Origin of the sequence: Kangiella sp. (assembly GCF_014762745.1) — a bacterium.
In the GTDB taxonomy this organism is placed as follows: domain Bacteria; phylum Pseudomonadota; class Gammaproteobacteria; order Enterobacterales; family Kangiellaceae; genus Kangiella.
Map to the genome: position 1 here is coordinate 1 of NZ_JABURJ010000128.1, position 16,097 is coordinate 16,097.

Annotated in this window: 11 protein-coding genes; 3 read left to right on the top strand and 8 right to left on the bottom strand. The window is 45.8% G+C overall.

What is annotated here, in order from left to right; translation table 11 throughout:
- Positions 1-58 precede the first annotated feature (58 nt).
- Positions 59-1,438 carry a magnesium transporter gene (mgtE, locus tag HUJ19_RS11300; protein WP_290624304.1) on the top strand — a complete coding sequence of 460 codons (1,380 nt, stop codon included), beginning with the start codon at positions 59-61 and terminating at the stop codon, positions 1,436-1,438.
- 12 nt (positions 1,439-1,450) lie between these two features.
- On the opposite strand, the gene pmbA is transcribed toward mgtE, so the two are convergent.
- Complete coding sequence (gene pmbA / locus HUJ19_RS11305) at positions 1,451-2,815, bottom strand: metalloprotease PmbA (RefSeq protein WP_290624305.1); 1,365 nt, start codon at positions 2,813-2,815, stop codon at positions 1,451-1,453.
- Between the two features lie 122 nt (positions 2,816-2,937).
- On the opposite strand from pmbA, the gene HUJ19_RS11310 reads away from it, so the two are divergent.
- Entirely contained in the window at positions 2,938-5,046 is a 2,109-nt protein-coding gene (locus tag HUJ19_RS11310) for a TonB-dependent siderophore receptor (protein ID WP_290624306.1), read from the top strand.
- A 43-nt stretch (positions 5,047-5,089) separates the two neighbouring features.
- Positions 5,090-5,605: a ribosome biogenesis factor YjgA gene (gene yjgA, locus HUJ19_RS11315; RefSeq protein WP_290624307.1), complete on the top strand. Its 516-nt coding sequence runs from the start codon at positions 5,090-5,092 to the stop codon at positions 5,603-5,605.
- A gap of 597 nt (positions 5,606-6,202) precedes the next feature.
- On the opposite strand, the gene tldD is transcribed toward yjgA, so the two are convergent.
- The 7 genes from tldD to mreC form a co-directional block, all read right to left on the bottom strand.
- On the bottom strand, positions 6,203-7,639 hold the full coding sequence (gene tldD / locus HUJ19_RS11320; RefSeq protein WP_290624308.1) for a metalloprotease TldD: 1,437 nt from the start codon (positions 7,637-7,639) through the stop codon (positions 6,203-6,205).
- 6 nt (positions 7,640-7,645) lie between these two features.
- The gene (locus HUJ19_RS11325; protein WP_290624309.1) at positions 7,646-8,467 is read right to left on the bottom strand and encodes a carbon-nitrogen hydrolase family protein; all 822 of its coding nucleotides are present in this window, start codon (positions 8,465-8,467) and stop codon (positions 7,646-7,648) included.
- Complete coding sequence (locus HUJ19_RS11330; RefSeq protein ID WP_290624310.1) at positions 8,460-12,434, bottom strand: YhdP family protein; 3,975 nt, start codon at positions 12,432-12,434, stop codon at positions 8,460-8,462. The genes HUJ19_RS11325 and HUJ19_RS11330 overlap by 8 nt, the downstream gene beginning before the upstream one ends.
- 12 nt (positions 12,435-12,446) lie before the next feature.
- On the bottom strand, positions 12,447-13,943 hold the full coding sequence (gene rng, locus HUJ19_RS11335; RefSeq protein WP_290624311.1) for a ribonuclease G: 1,497 nt from the start codon (positions 13,941-13,943) through the stop codon (positions 12,447-12,449).
- A 3-nt stretch (positions 13,944-13,946) separates the two neighbouring features.
- Positions 13,947-14,558, bottom strand: a complete 612-nt coding sequence (locus HUJ19_RS11340) for a Maf family protein (RefSeq protein WP_290624312.1) — start codon at positions 14,556-14,558, stop codon at positions 13,947-13,949.
- A gap of 84 nt (positions 14,559-14,642) precedes the next feature.
- Positions 14,643-15,140 carry a rod shape-determining protein MreD gene (mreD, locus tag HUJ19_RS11345; protein WP_290624313.1) on the bottom strand — a complete coding sequence of 166 codons (498 nt, stop codon included), beginning with the start codon at positions 15,138-15,140 and terminating at the stop codon, positions 14,643-14,645.
- 3 nt (positions 15,141-15,143) lie between these two features.
- On the bottom strand, positions 15,144-16,064 hold the full coding sequence (gene mreC / locus HUJ19_RS11350) for a rod shape-determining protein MreC (RefSeq protein WP_367274012.1): 921 nt from the start codon (positions 16,062-16,064) through the stop codon (positions 15,144-15,146).
- Between the last annotated feature and the right edge of the window lie 33 nt (positions 16,065-16,097).

The window sequence follows — 16,097 nt, forward strand, 5'->3', positions numbered from 1 at the left end:
GCCAGCAATGGCAAATCTGCGTTAGAATACCAACAAAATCAACCAGTAAGATGCAGCCATGGCGGAAACTCAAGCAACACAAACGCGTCAGGAACAGCTTCAGCTCTTAAATAACGCGCTGGACAGTGGCCACCTTATTCCTGTTAGAAATCTGTTGGAAGAGCTTCGCTCAGCAGATATCGCACACCTTCTCGAATCCACTCCACCGCGTGTCCGTAATGTTATCTGGCAGTTGCTGGACAAAGAGCGCGAGGGTGATGTTCTTCAGCACCTTAATGACGAAATTCGTCAATCTTTCATTGAGCAGATGCAGCCACAGGAACTGGCCAATGCACTGGCCGATCTGGATACCGATGACGTCGTAGACATTCTGGGCGACCTGTCGCAGAACATCAGTAACCAGGTGCTGCGTCTACTGGACGAACAAAACCGCGCGCAGATTGAGCATGCTCTTTCCTATCCTGAGGATTCTGCCGGTGGTTTGATGAATATCGACACCATAATGATCCGCCCTCGAGTGTCGGTGGAAGTGGTGCTTCGCTATTTAAGAATTCGTGGCAATATGCCACCCAACACTGACCACTTGTATGTGGTCGATTCGCGTGATGTCCTGATTGGCTCGGTACCCATCAGTTCGATTCTAACCTGCGATCCTGAAACACCGATTACTCAGATAGTGGATAAGGAAACCTTCACTATTCCGGTGGATATGCCCGAAACCGAAGTAGCTCAGATCTTCGAGCGTCACGATTTAGTTTCTGCACCAGTATTGGACGAGAATGGTCGTCTGCTGGGTCGTATTACCATTGATGACGTGGTTGACGTTATCCGTGAAGAAGCCGATCACTCATTGATGTCGATGGCCGGTCTGGATGAGCTTGAAGATACTTTTGGTAAGGTCGCTGCCACCGCCAAAAAACGCGCCATCTGGCTTGGCATTAATTTGCTTACCGTTATTCTGGCAGCCCTGGTCATTGGTCTGTTCGAAGGCACTATTGCCCAGGTCACCCTGCTGGCAGTGTTATTGCCAATTGTGCCTAGCATGGGCGGCATCGCAGGCACCCAGACTCTGACGCTAGTCATTCGTGGTATGTCGCTTGGGCATATTGGTGAAGGTAACAAAGGCTACCTGCTCAAGAAAGAGCTGGCGGTCAGTATCATCAACGGTGTGCTTTGGGCGCTTGTCATTGCAGGGCTGGTTTATGCCTACTCTTACTTCAAGGAGTCTGGTATCAACCACATGTACCTGGCCATCACCATTGGCGGCGCCATGCTGTTTAACCTTATAACCGGTGTCGTTAGCGGCGCCGTGCTACCGCTGTTCCTAAAGAAGATTAATATTGACCCAGCCATCGCCGGTGGCGTGGTGCTTACCACCGTGACCGACGTAGCTGGCTTCTTTGCCTTATTGGGTCTGGCCACACTCTTTTTTGGCTAATTGCTTTTTCGGCTAGCTGGCAACCATCATCCCTTCAATTGCCACCGAACCCGTTAGAATACTGGAACGCTGATCCACATCATTGGAAATAGCAACGATATTTTTAAGCATCTGCTCCAGATTTCCGGCAATCGTTAATTCCTGCGCGAAATGTTTGATTTCGCCATTTTCGAACCAGAAACCGCTGGCGCCACGCGAGTAGTTGCCAGTAACCGTATTGACGCCCTGCCCCATCACTTCGGTTAATAGCAACCCAGAACCTAGTTGCTTCATCATATCCTGCAGCGAAAGCTCCATTGGCTTAATCAGAACATTGTGAATACCACCTGCATTACCGGTGGTCTGCAGGCCGAGACGTCTCGCAGAGTAGCTGCTTAAGAAGTAATCTTTTAGCACTCCATCAACCACAATATCGCGCTTTCGGGTCGCAACACCATCACTATCATAATTGCCGCTGCCAAAACCTTTAAGGATAAATGGGTCCTCCTCAATCTGGACGAACTCTGGCAAAATCAGCTGATCTTTTTTATCCAGCAAAAACGAGGCTCTTTGATATAAAGCCGCTCCTTTTAAAGCAGACAGCATGTGTGACCAGAGTCCGCGAGCCAGTTCGGCACTAAATATAACTGGGTGATTACCCGAAGGAACTTTGCCCTGTTTCAGCTTCCTCAGAACTCTATCAGCAGACTTTTCTCCCACCTTTTGCGAACTTAGCAGGTCATTAATGTCCCGGCCAATGGTGTAGTAGCCGTCACGGATCATGCCATTATCGGTTTCAGCGATAACTGAATTCGACAGACTAAAGCGAGTGGTATGATTGGCTCCCACAAAACCATGGCTATTGGCATACAGCGAAACCGAACGATGGCTATAACTGCTGGCACCCTCGGATTGCTTTATACGTTTATCGACTAATGCGGTGGCTTCGCACTGTTTAGCCGACTCTACCATTTGCGGGATGGTCAGGTCGTTGGGATGATCCAACTGCAAATCCTTAAACTCAGTAGCCATCAGAGCTTTGTCAGCTAACCCAGCATAAGGGTCAGGCTCAGTAAAACCTGCTATTTCACAGGCCGCCTGCACCCCTTTATGCACCGCTGCCTCAGTCAGATCATTAATCGACACGGTTCCTTTACGTTGGCCAAAATAGACATTGATGCCAAAGTGACTGTCTTGATTAAACTCTAGCGTTTCCAGCTCTCCCTGGCGCACCTCAATACTGTTGCCCACCGTGTTATAGCACCAGATTTCGGACTGTTCCGCACCGGCATCTGCTGCCTGCTGCAAGGCAATCTGCACCATCAGGCGTAATTGCTGCTCGGTCTCAGCCTGTTGTTCAGCAATATCAATTAAGGTTAAATGTTTATCAGCAGCCACACGGCACTCCAAGAATAAGTCAAAAAGTAGAGCCATTATAAGTGTTTGTTGAGTAAGGACAAAACTTGACTTAACTTATTAATTTGTAAAGAATGAGGACTGGTTTTATTGACGTGTAAATCATGACCCAATCGAAGTTGCTTGCCGCCCTATCCGCACTACTATTGACCTCCAATAGTTACGCCTCCGAGCCTGTCGAAAGTAGCGACCTGTTCGGTGATGAACTGCCAACGGTATTGTCAGCAACACGATTAAAGCAACCCCAGGCTGAAACACCAGCCTCCGTCACCATTCTTGATCGCAAATTGATTGAAGCCTCTGGTGCTCGCAATATTGTCGAAGCGCTAAGACTCGTTCCAGGCATGAATATTGGATATTTAAGCGGTAACACTCCTGAGGTGAGTATTCACGGCCTACATACCGATTTTTCTCGCCGCTTGCAGGTCCTGATTGATGGTCGCTCGGTGTTTAAACCCGGCTTATCCAGAGTGTTATGGGGTAGCCTGTCACTTAATATTGACGATGTAGAACGGATTGAAGTCATTCGCGGCCCCAACACTGCGGTATATGGCGCCAATTCATTCCTTGGCGTGATTAATATTATCAGCCGCCACCCTTCTGATGTGGCCAACAATCTGGCTACAGCTACTGTCGGTAACAAGGGTATTGCCGATGGCTTCTTACGCTTTGCTAAGCAGTCCGATGATTTCAGTTATCGCTTCACCATTGGTCATCACAGTGATGACGGTTTCGATTTGCAGCGCGATGGTACCGAACGACATGATGACCACGATACTGACTACCTGCGTGGAGATATGGTATTTAGCCCGTCTCATGATGAACAATGGCGATTTATCTTTGGTTATAGTGAAGCGGACGAGCAGCAGGACTTGTTGGATGTTTATCAACTCGAGCCCTACCACACCAAAACTACGGATGATGGATTTATTCAGTTAATTTGGGATCGCCAAATGTCAGAGATCCATGAAATTAAGATTAACGCTCACTACAGCCAGGACTCAGTCGATGAGGAGTGGCAATCCTGTCCACCAGCTATCTTTTTAACCGACGAGCTAGGGGCGCTTTATGATTATGACCCCGTCTACACCGAACAGTTAATCGCTGCAATTTCAGGTGGCTCACCACCACCGAACCCGGATTCACCAGAAGCAGCTCTGCTGGCTCAGCAAGTCTTCAATCGTTTCGCCGAACTTGGCACCACTCAGGTATGCGGTACGGCGAACCAGAATTTCGACGAAAGCAAGTGGGAGCTGGAGCTACAGGACACCTACACCTTCAATCAGGACACCCGTCTAGTATCCGGCGTCAGCTTGCGAAGAGATACCATTCGTGGTGAATCCTTTTTCGAGCAAAAACTCAGCAACAATATCTACAGAGTATTTGCCAACCTCGAATGGCGGCTTCTACCCAATACCCTGCTCAACCTTGGCAGCATGTATGAACACGATGACTATGTTGGCGGTGAATTCTCTCCGCGGGTAGCACTTAATTATCTTGCCACACCCAACTCATCATGGCGCTTCATCATTGCCAAGGGAACCCGCAATCCTGACTTTTACGAGGAAGAAGGACACAGAAGATATGTCGTCCGTAATCTAAGTTCGCCAGTCAACGGCAGCGACAGCTTTGCTACTTTCTATCAGACCCCACAAGCTGCTGGAAACTTGCGCGCTGAAACCATTCTTTCGCGCGAAATCGGTTGGTTCTATCGTCTGGGCAGTGATTTTAACTTTGACATAAAATTATTTTACGATGATCTGGAACACACTATCGATGGTCTGTTTGGTCTGGAAGGCTATGACCCTAGAAATGCTAATAGTTTTGTCAACAAGGGCCTCGATCTTCAGATGGATTATCACTTAACCTCAGATAGCCGTCTCTGGTTCAGCTACAGTCATGTAGATTATGAATTCAAAAGCGGTCGTATCTTACGCCATCAAATCCCCGAACAAACTCTATCCGTGATGTATCAACATCACCTGACTGATCAGTTACAGTTCAGCACTGCCTATTATCTACAGGATATGGAAGACCGCGCTGACTTCAAGCGCTTAGATGCCCGGATCAGCCATACATTCCCACTGGATGATAAAGAACTATCTTTATCACTGGTATTGCAGCACAATATCAACGACCGTTCATACTTTGATAGCAATACCATCTGGGATTCAAAGAATATTGCCTTTATCAAAGCCAGCTTGAACTTCTGATATAATCACTTCTTTTCAAGGCTTCTATTGCTGATACAATGCTATGACACACCAAGACGATCACGACATTACCGAAAAATCCAAGTCACAAGTTAAAAGAGAGCTGCTTGAGATCACAGAGCTTGGTGAGCGCCTGCTTGAAATTCCTGCATCACTTCTGGCCAAACTGCCTTTGTCAGAAACCTGCCTAAAAGCCATCAAAGAAGGCCAGAAAATCAATCATCACACCGGCAAGAAACGCCAAATCAAATACATTGGCAAAATTCTGCGTGATGAAGATCTGGATGGCATACGAGCTGAGCTGGCTATCGCCGATCAATATCATCAGCTTGAAGTCCGCAAACAGCACTTGTTAGAACAGTGGCGCGACCGCCTTATTGCCGAAGGCGACACAGCAACCTTTGAACTGCTGCAGCTCGAACCCAGCCTTGACCGCCAGCAACTCAGACAAATGGTCCGCAACGCACAAAAAGAAAAGGAGCTTAATAAAGCCGCTAAATTTCAACGCGAACTGTTTCGCTACCTACGCGATAATATGCAGTTTAGTGAGGAGGGATAATATTTTCATCAGAAAGTAAGTGATGGCTAAACTTTCAAGGTAGGATTTTCAAAGCATTTTGAACCAAGTAAACCTTGCTTAAACCAATACCTTTCAGTCTTCATTAACTATTTTTTCGCCACTCAGCGAGTTACTTTTACGGAATACCTCCCTGTATTCCGCTAAAGCCGGCGTCGTTTCACTCCGCTGTTCAAATTTGTTCCTGACAAATTTGTCTTGCTCTAAGTAACCACAAAATCGTCTGGAACGATTTTGAATAGCGAGGCTAGCCCGAAGGGTGAAGTACAGGATGTACTTCATAAAAGAAGACCACCCCGATATTGAGGCCACGCTTCGCGTGACTTCCTGCGCCACTTCCAAAATACTTAACGCACCAGAATTTACATCACATCCCTGTGCTGAAAATTCTTATCAAAATCATCTCCCTAAAGGGATTCCCTTTGGTCACAGATTTTGATTGCTATATTTTGTACGTGTCTTAGCTCAATATAAGGGGATTTTTGGTGCTATCTATCAACACTACAATTTCTTATAGCATTGATTACAGCTAATTAATCATTGAACAGACGATTAAATAAGCGATTTATTAATCTAACCTCAAACCTTAGTCCCACCCACGGTCATTTGATCTACTTTTAAGGTTGGCTGGCCAACGCAAACAGGGACACTTTGTCCGTCTTTGCCGCAAACGCCAATGCCAGGATCAAGTTTGCTGTCGTTGCCGACCATGCTGACGCGCTTGAGAACTTCCGGGCCATTGCCAGTTAAGGTTGCGCCTTTTATCGGTGCGGTGATTTTTCCGTCCTCAATCAGATAGGCTTCGCTGGCACTAAAGACAAAATTACCGGATGTGATATCAACCTGACCACCGGCAAAATTAGGAGCATAAATCCCTTTCTTGACACTCCTGATAATCCCTTCAGGATCAGAGTCTCCTGACTTCATGAAAGTATTGGTCATTCTTGGCATAGGAAGATGAGCGTAGGACTCGCGGCGGCCATTACCGGTTGGCGCCTGCCCCATTAGTCGAGCATTATGTTTATCCTGCATATAGCCTTTGAGTACACCATTTTCGATGAGCACTGTTGACTGGCTAATCGTTCCCTCATCATCCACACTCAGGGAACCACGCTGATTAGCTATAGTGCCGTCATCGATGACGGTACATAAACTGGAAGCAACCTGCTGGCCAATTTTGTTAGCGTAGGCCGAAGAACCTTTGCGATTAAAGTCACCCTCTAAACCATGACCTACAGCTTCATGTAAGAGTACACCGGGCCAGCCACTACCTAACACAACCGGCATCATACCGGCTGGCGCATCTATCGCTTCAAGATTGATTAATGCCTGTGTGACCGCAGTTTTCGCTAAGCCATCCAGATCCGCCTGCATCAATTCCTGCCAGTCATACCGGCCACCTAAGCCAGCACTGCCACGCTCTCTGCGCCCCTGATGTTCGACTATCACCGATACATTGAGTCGAATCATTGGCCTGATGTCGGCGGCAACCACACCATCACTAGCCAATACCATCATCTGCTCATCCACTGCCGAAAGGCTGACAATTACCTGCTGCACCTTATCATCAAGTTGCCGCGCCTTCGCGTCCAAATCTCTAAGTAACTCAATCTTCTGCTGCTGCTCAACCTCAAACAAAACTGACCGACTGGTATATAACGGCTTTGCAGAAACCCTGTTAAACCCAATCACCTTACCCTGGCCCAGACGGCTCATGCTTGAGGCGGCTGTTAAGGCATTTTCCAAAGCCTGTAACTGCAATTGATTGGCGTATGCAAAACTGGTTTTTTCACCCTCTATGGCGCGAACACCCAGCCCTTTGTTGAGATTAAAGCTGGCATCCTTAACAATACCATCTTCCAGCTGCCAATATTGGTGCTGCACTTCCTGAATGAAAATATCAGAATAGTCGATATCAAAGCGCTGCAATTTTTGAATCGCAGCTTGAAGGTTATTGATGTTGAGATCGCTTTCTTGAAATAAGCTTTGCTCAACCTGTTCTAGTAATGATTTCATTCAGTGTTAACTCATCAGTTTTCGGTGTTGATGGACTGGAAACTTTGCTTTAATCGAGTCAATGCTGGATAAATCCAGCTCACATATCAGTCCTGTTTCCTGCTCGGCCAGCTCTGCCACTATGCCACCCCAGGGATCTACTGTCATGCTATGCCCATAAGTCTTGCGCTGATTGTCATGAGTTCCAGTCTGATTGGGTGCAACGACAAAAGCAAGATTCTCAACAGCGCGCGCCTGGAGTAATAACTTCCAGTGAACCTTACCCGTAGCCAGGGTGAATGCTGAAGGGGCGAGAATGACTTCGACCTGCTGCGTTTGATAATGACGATACAGTTCAGGGAATCGTAAGTCATAACAAACTGAGCAACCAAATTTTATATCATGCCACTCAAACACCACCGGTTTTTCGCCAGCCAGAGTATTGGCTGACTCAGAATAACTTTCACCTTCTTTTACCGATACATCAAACAGATGAATCTTGTCATAATGCGTAATTTCAACACCTGCTTCATTGTAAATATAACAACGCGCATAGGGCCTGTTTTCTATCGGTGATTCAATTGCGATAGTGCCCCCTACCAGTAAAACCTGATGTTTACTGGCAAGTGCAGACATCCAGTTTTGGATGGGGCCATTTCCATGCTGCTCAAGATACTCCAGCTTCTGTCCATTATACTTTTCCATCAGGGCAAAACTTTCTGGCAACACTATGACCTGAGCGCCTTGCTCAACCAGCTGTTCAATAATAGCCTGAGCTCGCCTAAGATTATCTTCTACCCGGCTGGATGAAGTCATTTGCACTAAGCCAACCACTAACTGCTTATTCATTTTCATCATCCTCCTGTTGTTCGGCCTGAGATTCAGATTGTTGCTCGGTTGCTGCCTCTTCAGATTCCTGCATTGAGGATTCCTCAACTGGTTCACCCGGCTCATCATCCTGAATCAGTTCGCTCTCGATGATCGGCTGATCTTCAACGTCCTCAATCAGCTCCTCATCTGGCACAACAATCTCTTTCGATTCCTTATCCAGCTCAATTACTTCCGGATTGGTCAGGTCGCCTTTAATGCTGTATTCGATACGAACCACAACATCAAGAACTGGCTCAAAAATCTTGTTAATTAACAGCATAATCAAACCTGTAGTCGGCTCAATCGCCCAGCCGGCAAGAACTGGCAAACTCGATCCTAATTTAGGAATCACAACCACATTTTGATCAACTAAGCTGTTCACCAGATCCGTTGATCCCGAGATTGTCACTTCGGCTGTAGCACCGTTAATAGTAACTCTGTCGCTATGCACAACGCCTTGTTTAATAGTGAAGTTGCCATTAATAGAATCGTAGAAGAAACCATCTTCAAACAAGTCTCTGAAATCCAGCGACAAACGTCGGCGCAGACTCTGTAAGGAAAACAGGCTAAAGACCCGAGCCTGACGATCGCTTAATTCGCGCACAGCACCCTGCCCTGTATTAACGCTTAAACTTCCGTCGCTTTTGCTCAGTTCAAACTCATGCCATCCACCTTGCCAGCTTAAGTCCAGCTTGCCTTCAGTACGTGTTTCGCTAATGCCATCACCATAACCCCAGCGCTGCAATAAGCGTCCTGCATTCGGTGAGTTAAAGCTAATATTTATCTTGCTTAGATCACCAATCCAGCTACCTTCCAGATAAGCCGATAATAAACCATCAATTTTGCTATCACCCTGAATCGAAACACCACCTTCAGTTCTTTTGGTTACCAGCGTTAAGACGCCGGTATCAATACCGTTAACACGGCAGGAGGCACACTCAAGCTGCCAGTCATAAAGACTGGCCTTTCTAATATCAAAACCACCATCAGACAATTTACTGAATGGCTCCAATTGAATATCCAGCTCATCAATCAACAGGTGCTTTCGCCCATCATCATACAGGGTTAAACTGCCCTTCCCTTCTTCTGCTGTAACCTTGAAGCGTAGATACTGACCCGCAAGCAGTTCGTCGGTCAGATGAACATCAGTTAACTTCTGGCCGGCCACATCAAAGGATGGGGTTTTAATATCCACATGGTCAATCCATTTTGGCCAACTAAAGCCTTCCCCGGATTTAAATTGCAGACTATTAATCCAGTCATAACTTTTAATTTCATTAAATTCGCCACGAATAGCAACGCCCTGTTGTGGCTTTTCTATTTTGGCAGTCGCCAGATTACCCAATGCAATAACACCATTGATATCATCAGGGTTATCGCTATTGAATGTCAGTTGGGACGAAATGGTGTTTCGATAAATCGCTCGAGCCTGGATCTTATGTTCTGATTCAAACAGGGTAACCAATACGTCGGCCACTTCATCCTTTTGTTTACTCAACCAGTCTGGACCAATGATTTCGGTACCCTGCAAATCGGTTCTAACAATTAAAGACTGACTGGTATTTTCCGCAACCCGATAACGCACCACTAATTCACTGGAACCATTAATGCTCAGCGGTGATTGAATGTTTTGCGAATCAAAAACCTTACCGATGGCAAAATCTGAAGTGGCATCGATCCTGACCAGATCTTCATCTTCGGTATAGTCATCAACTTTCACGTTGATTGAGAATGGATTGCCCCATAATCTACCACGCAAATTCTCAGAATAAGCACCATTTTCAGTAAAATGAACCACGCCGCGCGCACCATTAACTGACAATGGATAATCTTTTAGAGCAATATTATGTCCATCGAGCGGAATTACACCGCGGATGGATGCAGGGTCATCATTACCTAAGGGAATGGTAATTTCTAATGTCGGATTTATCGGCTTGTTAATTTTAAAGTCGGTAACAGTATCGCCAATATCCTCTTGAAGCGGTGAGTTACGATGAAGCTCTGCATAGCTTGCATCGGTCACCATCGCATCCACAGTAATGACTAGCATAGAAACATCATTACTGAACGAATCGATACTGGCAGTTGCCTTGTTAACCTCGCTGCCCAACAGGTTACCCGAGTTGGCGGCAATGGCCATGCTATCATTGTCGAAAATCACCTTGGCATTAAGCTGTTCCGCCTGAGGCCAGTCGGGATCAAATTTAAAGGCCACATCCTGAGCATCAGCCTCTATATAAAACTGGCCACTGCCATCTTTATAGGGAAACTTATCCAGATTACCGCGCATCAGGAATTTAGCTTTACTTATGGTTCCACCGAGTAAACTCTTATTTAGATACTCAACGGTTTCCTGGTTCATTCCTTTTGTTGGCCAATAGTTATGCAGTTGCTTGATGTCGATATCACTTGCTTCGGCATACAGTGCCAGTTCTGCATCAGTCTCTCCAAGCTCATTTTCAAACAGACTGATTACACCTTCTGCTTTAACCCTGAGATCCGGGTTTAGGATCAGTAATTCATCAATTTTGATGCTGTTTTGCTGATCGGTGTTAAGCAGACCATTAAAAGAAAATTGCTCTATGGCAACCGGATTTTTCAACCACTCCCTACTGGATAGAACGCTATCCTCAGCTTCAAGTCTGACTCGCCATTTGCCAGATTCATCATCAATGGCAAGATAACCTAACTCAAAGCCAGGAATCTTCTGATACTCAGTAATAGCCAGATCACTTAATTGAATATTGGCCTGCACGGGTTTAAACGCACCATCTGTTTGCTCAGCAACCAGATGGAACTGATGAATGTGCCCAGAAGGCTCAATTCCATTAACCAAGTCATGATGCTCAGGTGTTAAGAAAGGTTTTATGGAAGTCACCAGATAACTGATCGGAAAATTTTCAGCAGAGATATCCCAGTTCGAAATGGTATCCTTTTTTTTCACTGAAACGTCAAAATGGCTATCATATTCGATAAGTTCTGCATCTTCCTGCTCACGCTCAAGCAAGTGAAACCGATCACTGGATAAATGAAAGCCGGTCTCGTCAGATTCAAACCTGATAGCACCATCCAGTTGGGCAATTCTTGACTGTTCACCAGAAGCTAACACCTGGCTATAACCGGCCACCGGACGCTCCCCTTCATAGGTCAGCCAAATTTCAGCATTAATCAGATCAACCGGATAATCTTGTTTTTGATTTAAGAAGGTTGCCAAAGATTTGATGTCAGTGTCTTCCAGAGAGGTATAAAGATCGACGGTACTGTTATCAGCAAATGGCTGGCCCCAGCTTTCGATTACAAATCGCCCACTGGAGAATAGTTGACTGCGAGCATCTATAATTAACTGACGCTCATCGCCCAGCTTAGTGAAACGAATCAGCGGTGCAAACACAGTTCGACTATTACCCTGATGGCGCAGTGTCACAGCGACATCTCTAAGTGAAACCTTTCGTTGCTGCAAAATTTCTGGATGCAAATTGAGTGCCAGCTTTAAGCGGGCCAGTGAAATATTAGACAATACATCGGAACTCGGCTGAGTATCAGTTGGGGTTTCGGTTTCCAGCAGTGTATAACTTAAATTAACGCCATTAACCTCAACTGATTCTGTCTGCAGATAGCCATCAATCAGGCTCTGCCATAGGTTTAACTCGATCGAATTACGTTCGCTGCTAACCTGAATTCTATGGTCATCACTTTTCCAACTGAGATCTTCAAGATAAACCGTTGGTCTAAATCGCGTCCAATCAACCACCAACTGCTGATAATCAAACTCTCCACCAATCTGCTCTTCAACCAACTCAACTATGGTCGCTTTATCATCAAGCCAATAGGGAAGAATGAGTTTGATTACGGAGACTAGCAGAACAAACAGAATCACTAGTATCGAAACCAACCAGAGTAACCTGGTTAGCCAGCGACGAACTCTTATGATGATACCTTTAATCATTCGACTTCCGTATTACATTAATACAACGTCAAATTGATCGGGAGAGTACAGCCCCTCTACCTGCAAACGAATGGGCTTATCAATCTCCACTTCCAGTTCAGCCAGACTACTGGCTTCTTCATCCAGCAGACAATCAATCACTTCCTGATTTGCCAGCACCAAAAACTTTTGTACATCATAGGCGCGCGAAGCCCGGCTGATTTCTCTGAAGATTTCATAACAGACTGTCACTGGCGTTTTGACAAAACCACGTCCATTGCATTGCTGGCAAGGCTCACACATTAATCGCTCAAGACTTTCGCGGGAACGCTTTCGAGTCATCTCGACCAGGCCCAAAGTTGAAACTTCTGAAATAGAAGTCTTAACATGATCGCGTTCCACCGCTTTCTCTAATGTACGTAATACCTGTCGCTTATGCTCCTCATCCTGCATATCAATAAAATCGACAATGATGATACCGCCGAGGTTACGCAGACGCAGTTGTCTGGCTAATGCAGTTGCTGCTTCAAGATTAGTTCTGAAAATAGTTTCTTCGAGATTTTTATGGCCGATAAACGCACCGGTATTCACATCAACAGTGGTCATGGCCTCAGTCTGATCGATAATCAGATAACCGCCAGACTTTAAGGGCACTTTACGCTCCAACGCTTTTTTGATCTCTTCTTCAATATTGTAAAGATCAAAAATCGGACGCTCGCCTTCATATCCCTCAATTCGATTTTTAATTTCAGGAAGGAACTCGAGCACGAAGTTCTGAATACGTTTGAAGCTTTGTTGGTTATCCACTCGAACACGCTCAATATCATCCTCGATAATGTCGCGCATGATTCTCAATTCTAACGCAAGGTCTTCATGAATAAGTTGAGGCGCTTTTGCGGTTTTGGCTTTCTCGCTGATACCGTTCCACAACTTGGATAAAAACTTCACATCACGATCCAGTTCGATATCACTGGCCCCTTCGGCTGCAGTACGGATGATATATCCAGTGTCGCTACCAAAATCGGTATCCGCCAATAAATCTTTCAGCCGCGTCCGTTCTTCCAGATCTTCAATGCGCTGCGAGACACCAACATGAGGATTATCCGGCATCAACACCAGAAAACGCGATGGAATCGTGATATGAGTTGTCAGTCGTGCACCTTTACTGCCGATGGGATCTTTTATGACCTGCACGATAATCTTCTGTCCTTCGTGTAACAAAGTGGTTATATCGGCTTCGTGAGATTGCTGCTTATCCAGCAATTCCGATCCTTCTACCGCCTGCTTATCTTCATCACTTTTAATCGCGATAATATCCGCCACATGCAGGAACGCGGCTCGGTCATGCCCAATATCGACAAAGGCTGCCTGCATACCCGGCATTACTCGACGGACAATACCTTTATAGATATTGCCGACAATACCACGATTGGTCGTGCGCTCCAGATGCACTTCCTGCAACACGCCATTTTCCACTAAGGCAACTCGCGTTTCCTGTGGTGTGACATTAATTAAAATTTCATCACGCATGATTTATTGAACCTCTTTCTTGAGGTGAGGTGACAGCAAATAGCCAACCCTCATCTGCTCTAACAGAATTCGGGTTTCATACAATGGTAACCCAACGATGCCGCTGTAACTACCATTGATCCCAGTAACAAAACTACCTGCTACTCCCTGAATTGCGTATGAACCAGCTTTGCCTAATGGTTCTTCGGTTGCACAATAGCTATCTATGGTCTGTTCGGATATATGACCGAAGGTGACATCACTTCTTGAAACTTGCCAGGCTTCCTCGTCCTGATAACACAAAGCAACACCGCTATAGACCTGATGTGTTTTTCCCGATAACTGTTTCAGCATCAACTTAGCTTCATCGAGATCCGCGGGTTTACCAAGAAACTGATCGTTTAAAACCACAATCGTATCAGCGCCAAGAATTGGCAGAGATTTATCAGCATCACAAAAGGGTTGTGCAGAGCGCGCCTTACCAATGGCCAGCCGTTTCACATAGTCTGTCGCGGATTCATTCGCTAGCGGCGTTTCATCAAAATCATTAGCCACCTGAATAAATGACACACCAAGCTGAGTCAGTAATTCTTTTCGACGTGGAGAAGCGGAAGCCAAATAAATTTGCTCAAACATCAAGCCTCCTGATAGGGCGAGCTGACAAAAGTTTTCTGTAATTTGTTATACCAGATACTACGACAGCACAACCATGAAACACAATTACACCACATGGAAGTAACGACGAATATCTCGTAGCAAGATAAATAACCAGGGCCACAACAAACCATTCGTTATAGTCGCCATCCAATACCAGCTATCGCTTTCTGGCTTTCCTGTCAGGCGAGCCAGCCATAGAACGACAGCAAAATACAGCACACTTAAAATGGCCATAGTCAGAGCCTGCTTCCACAGTGGAAACAGACGCAGCCGCTGGTGGTTGAGCTGCAAAATAAAGGTTAATACGGCTAGGGCAAAACTGTGCAAACCCAATGAGGTTCCAAGTAAACCATCAAGCGCCAGGCCGGTGATAAAAGCCCACAGCAAACCAATCCGATGAGGAAGCGCAATAATCCAGTAACTCAAGACCAAAAAAGTAAAGCTTGGTCTAAAGGATTGCCAGCTTTCAGGTAACGGAAATATATCCAGTAACATGCCAATAATCAGGCTCAGGATAATTACCCAGGTTCCATGTTTAACTTCGTTCTTAATGCTTTTCATGGCCTAGTTCTCCTCCGACTCTGGTTGGTTTTCATCAGAGGAACTTTCCATTGGCTCATAGGGCCATAACAGCAGAACGTGATTGGCGGTATTAATATTCGCCGTTGGCTCTGCGATGATTTGTGCATAGGGTTGTGCGGTTTGCTTAATAACAGAAATCACTTTAGCGACCGGATAACCATCAGGAAACTTTTCTCCTAAGCCAGAACTTAACAAGAGGTCACCTTCACGAATATCGGTAGTGTTCGGCAAATGACGCAAGTGAAGCATCTGTCCATCACCCTGTGCGATGGCTCTCAGACCATTGCGATCATTACGGACCGGTATCGCGTGTTTTTGGTCATTGAGCAGAATCATGCGACTGGTGGTCAGCGACACCTCAACAACCTGCCCCATCACCCCTTCTGAGTCGACCACTGGCTGTCCGAGGAAGACGCCATCCGAGCTACCTTTATTTAACAGCAGCTCATTAGAAAAACGTTGGCTATCAATATTTAAGACTTCTGCAATCAAGCGCTTGCCACGAAATGAACGCGATGAGCCAAGCAAGGAACGCAAACGTGCATTTTCTGACTCAAGACCAATCAAGCGTTGATTCTGTGCCTTGAGGATCAAAACCTCATCTTTAAGCTGACGATTTTCATCAATCAGATCATTACGGCTGACAATATTATTGTCCGCCCAGGCCGCCAGCTCATTGGGTAAATTAGCGAGGAAATATAAAGGTGAGAGAAAAGTCGCCGCCACTTTTCGGGCATTGTTCAAATATCCATATCGATAGTCCAGAACCATCAGGACGCAAGCAAGCAACAGCGTAATAATAAGCTGTAGAACTAGCGATGGTCCCCGCGTAAATAGGTTTTTAATAACTGGACTCCTGAAGCAGATACAAAAATCGGGCTTAATTGCCCGATTTTCGTCAATATTTCTTTAAAAATCAATCGTATGAGAATAAAT

Excerpts from the sequence above, each read along its gene's own strand:
- mgtE (WP_290624304.1), top strand. The coding sequence starts at position 59 with ATGGCGGAAACTCAAGCAACACAAACGCGTCAGGAACAGCTTCAGCTC.
- HUJ19_RS11310 (WP_290624306.1), top strand. The coding sequence starts at position 2,938 with ATGACCCAATCGAAGTTGCTTGCCGCCCTATCCGCACTACTATTGACC.
- yjgA (WP_290624307.1), top strand. The coding sequence starts at position 5,090 with ATGACACACCAAGACGATCACGACATTACCGAAAAATCCAAGTCACAA.
- tldD (WP_290624308.1), bottom strand. The coding sequence starts at position 7,639 with ATGAAATCATTACTAGAACAGGTTGAGCAAAGCTTATTTCAAGAAAGC.
- HUJ19_RS11325 (WP_290624309.1), bottom strand. The coding sequence starts at position 8,467 with ATGAATAAGCAGTTAGTGGTTGGCTTAGTGCAAATGACTTCATCCAGC.
- HUJ19_RS11330 (WP_290624310.1), bottom strand. The coding sequence starts at position 12,434 with ATGATTAAAGGTATCATCATAAGAGTTCGTCGCTGGCTAACCAGGTTA.
- rng (WP_290624311.1), bottom strand. The coding sequence starts at position 13,943 with ATGCGTGATGAAATTTTAATTAATGTCACACCACAGGAAACGCGAGTT.
- HUJ19_RS11340 (WP_290624312.1), bottom strand. The coding sequence starts at position 14,558 with ATGTTTGAGCAAATTTATTTGGCTTCCGCTTCTCCACGTCGAAAAGAA.
- mreD (WP_290624313.1), bottom strand. The coding sequence starts at position 15,140 with ATGAAAAGCATTAAGAACGAAGTTAAACATGGAACCTGGGTAATTATC.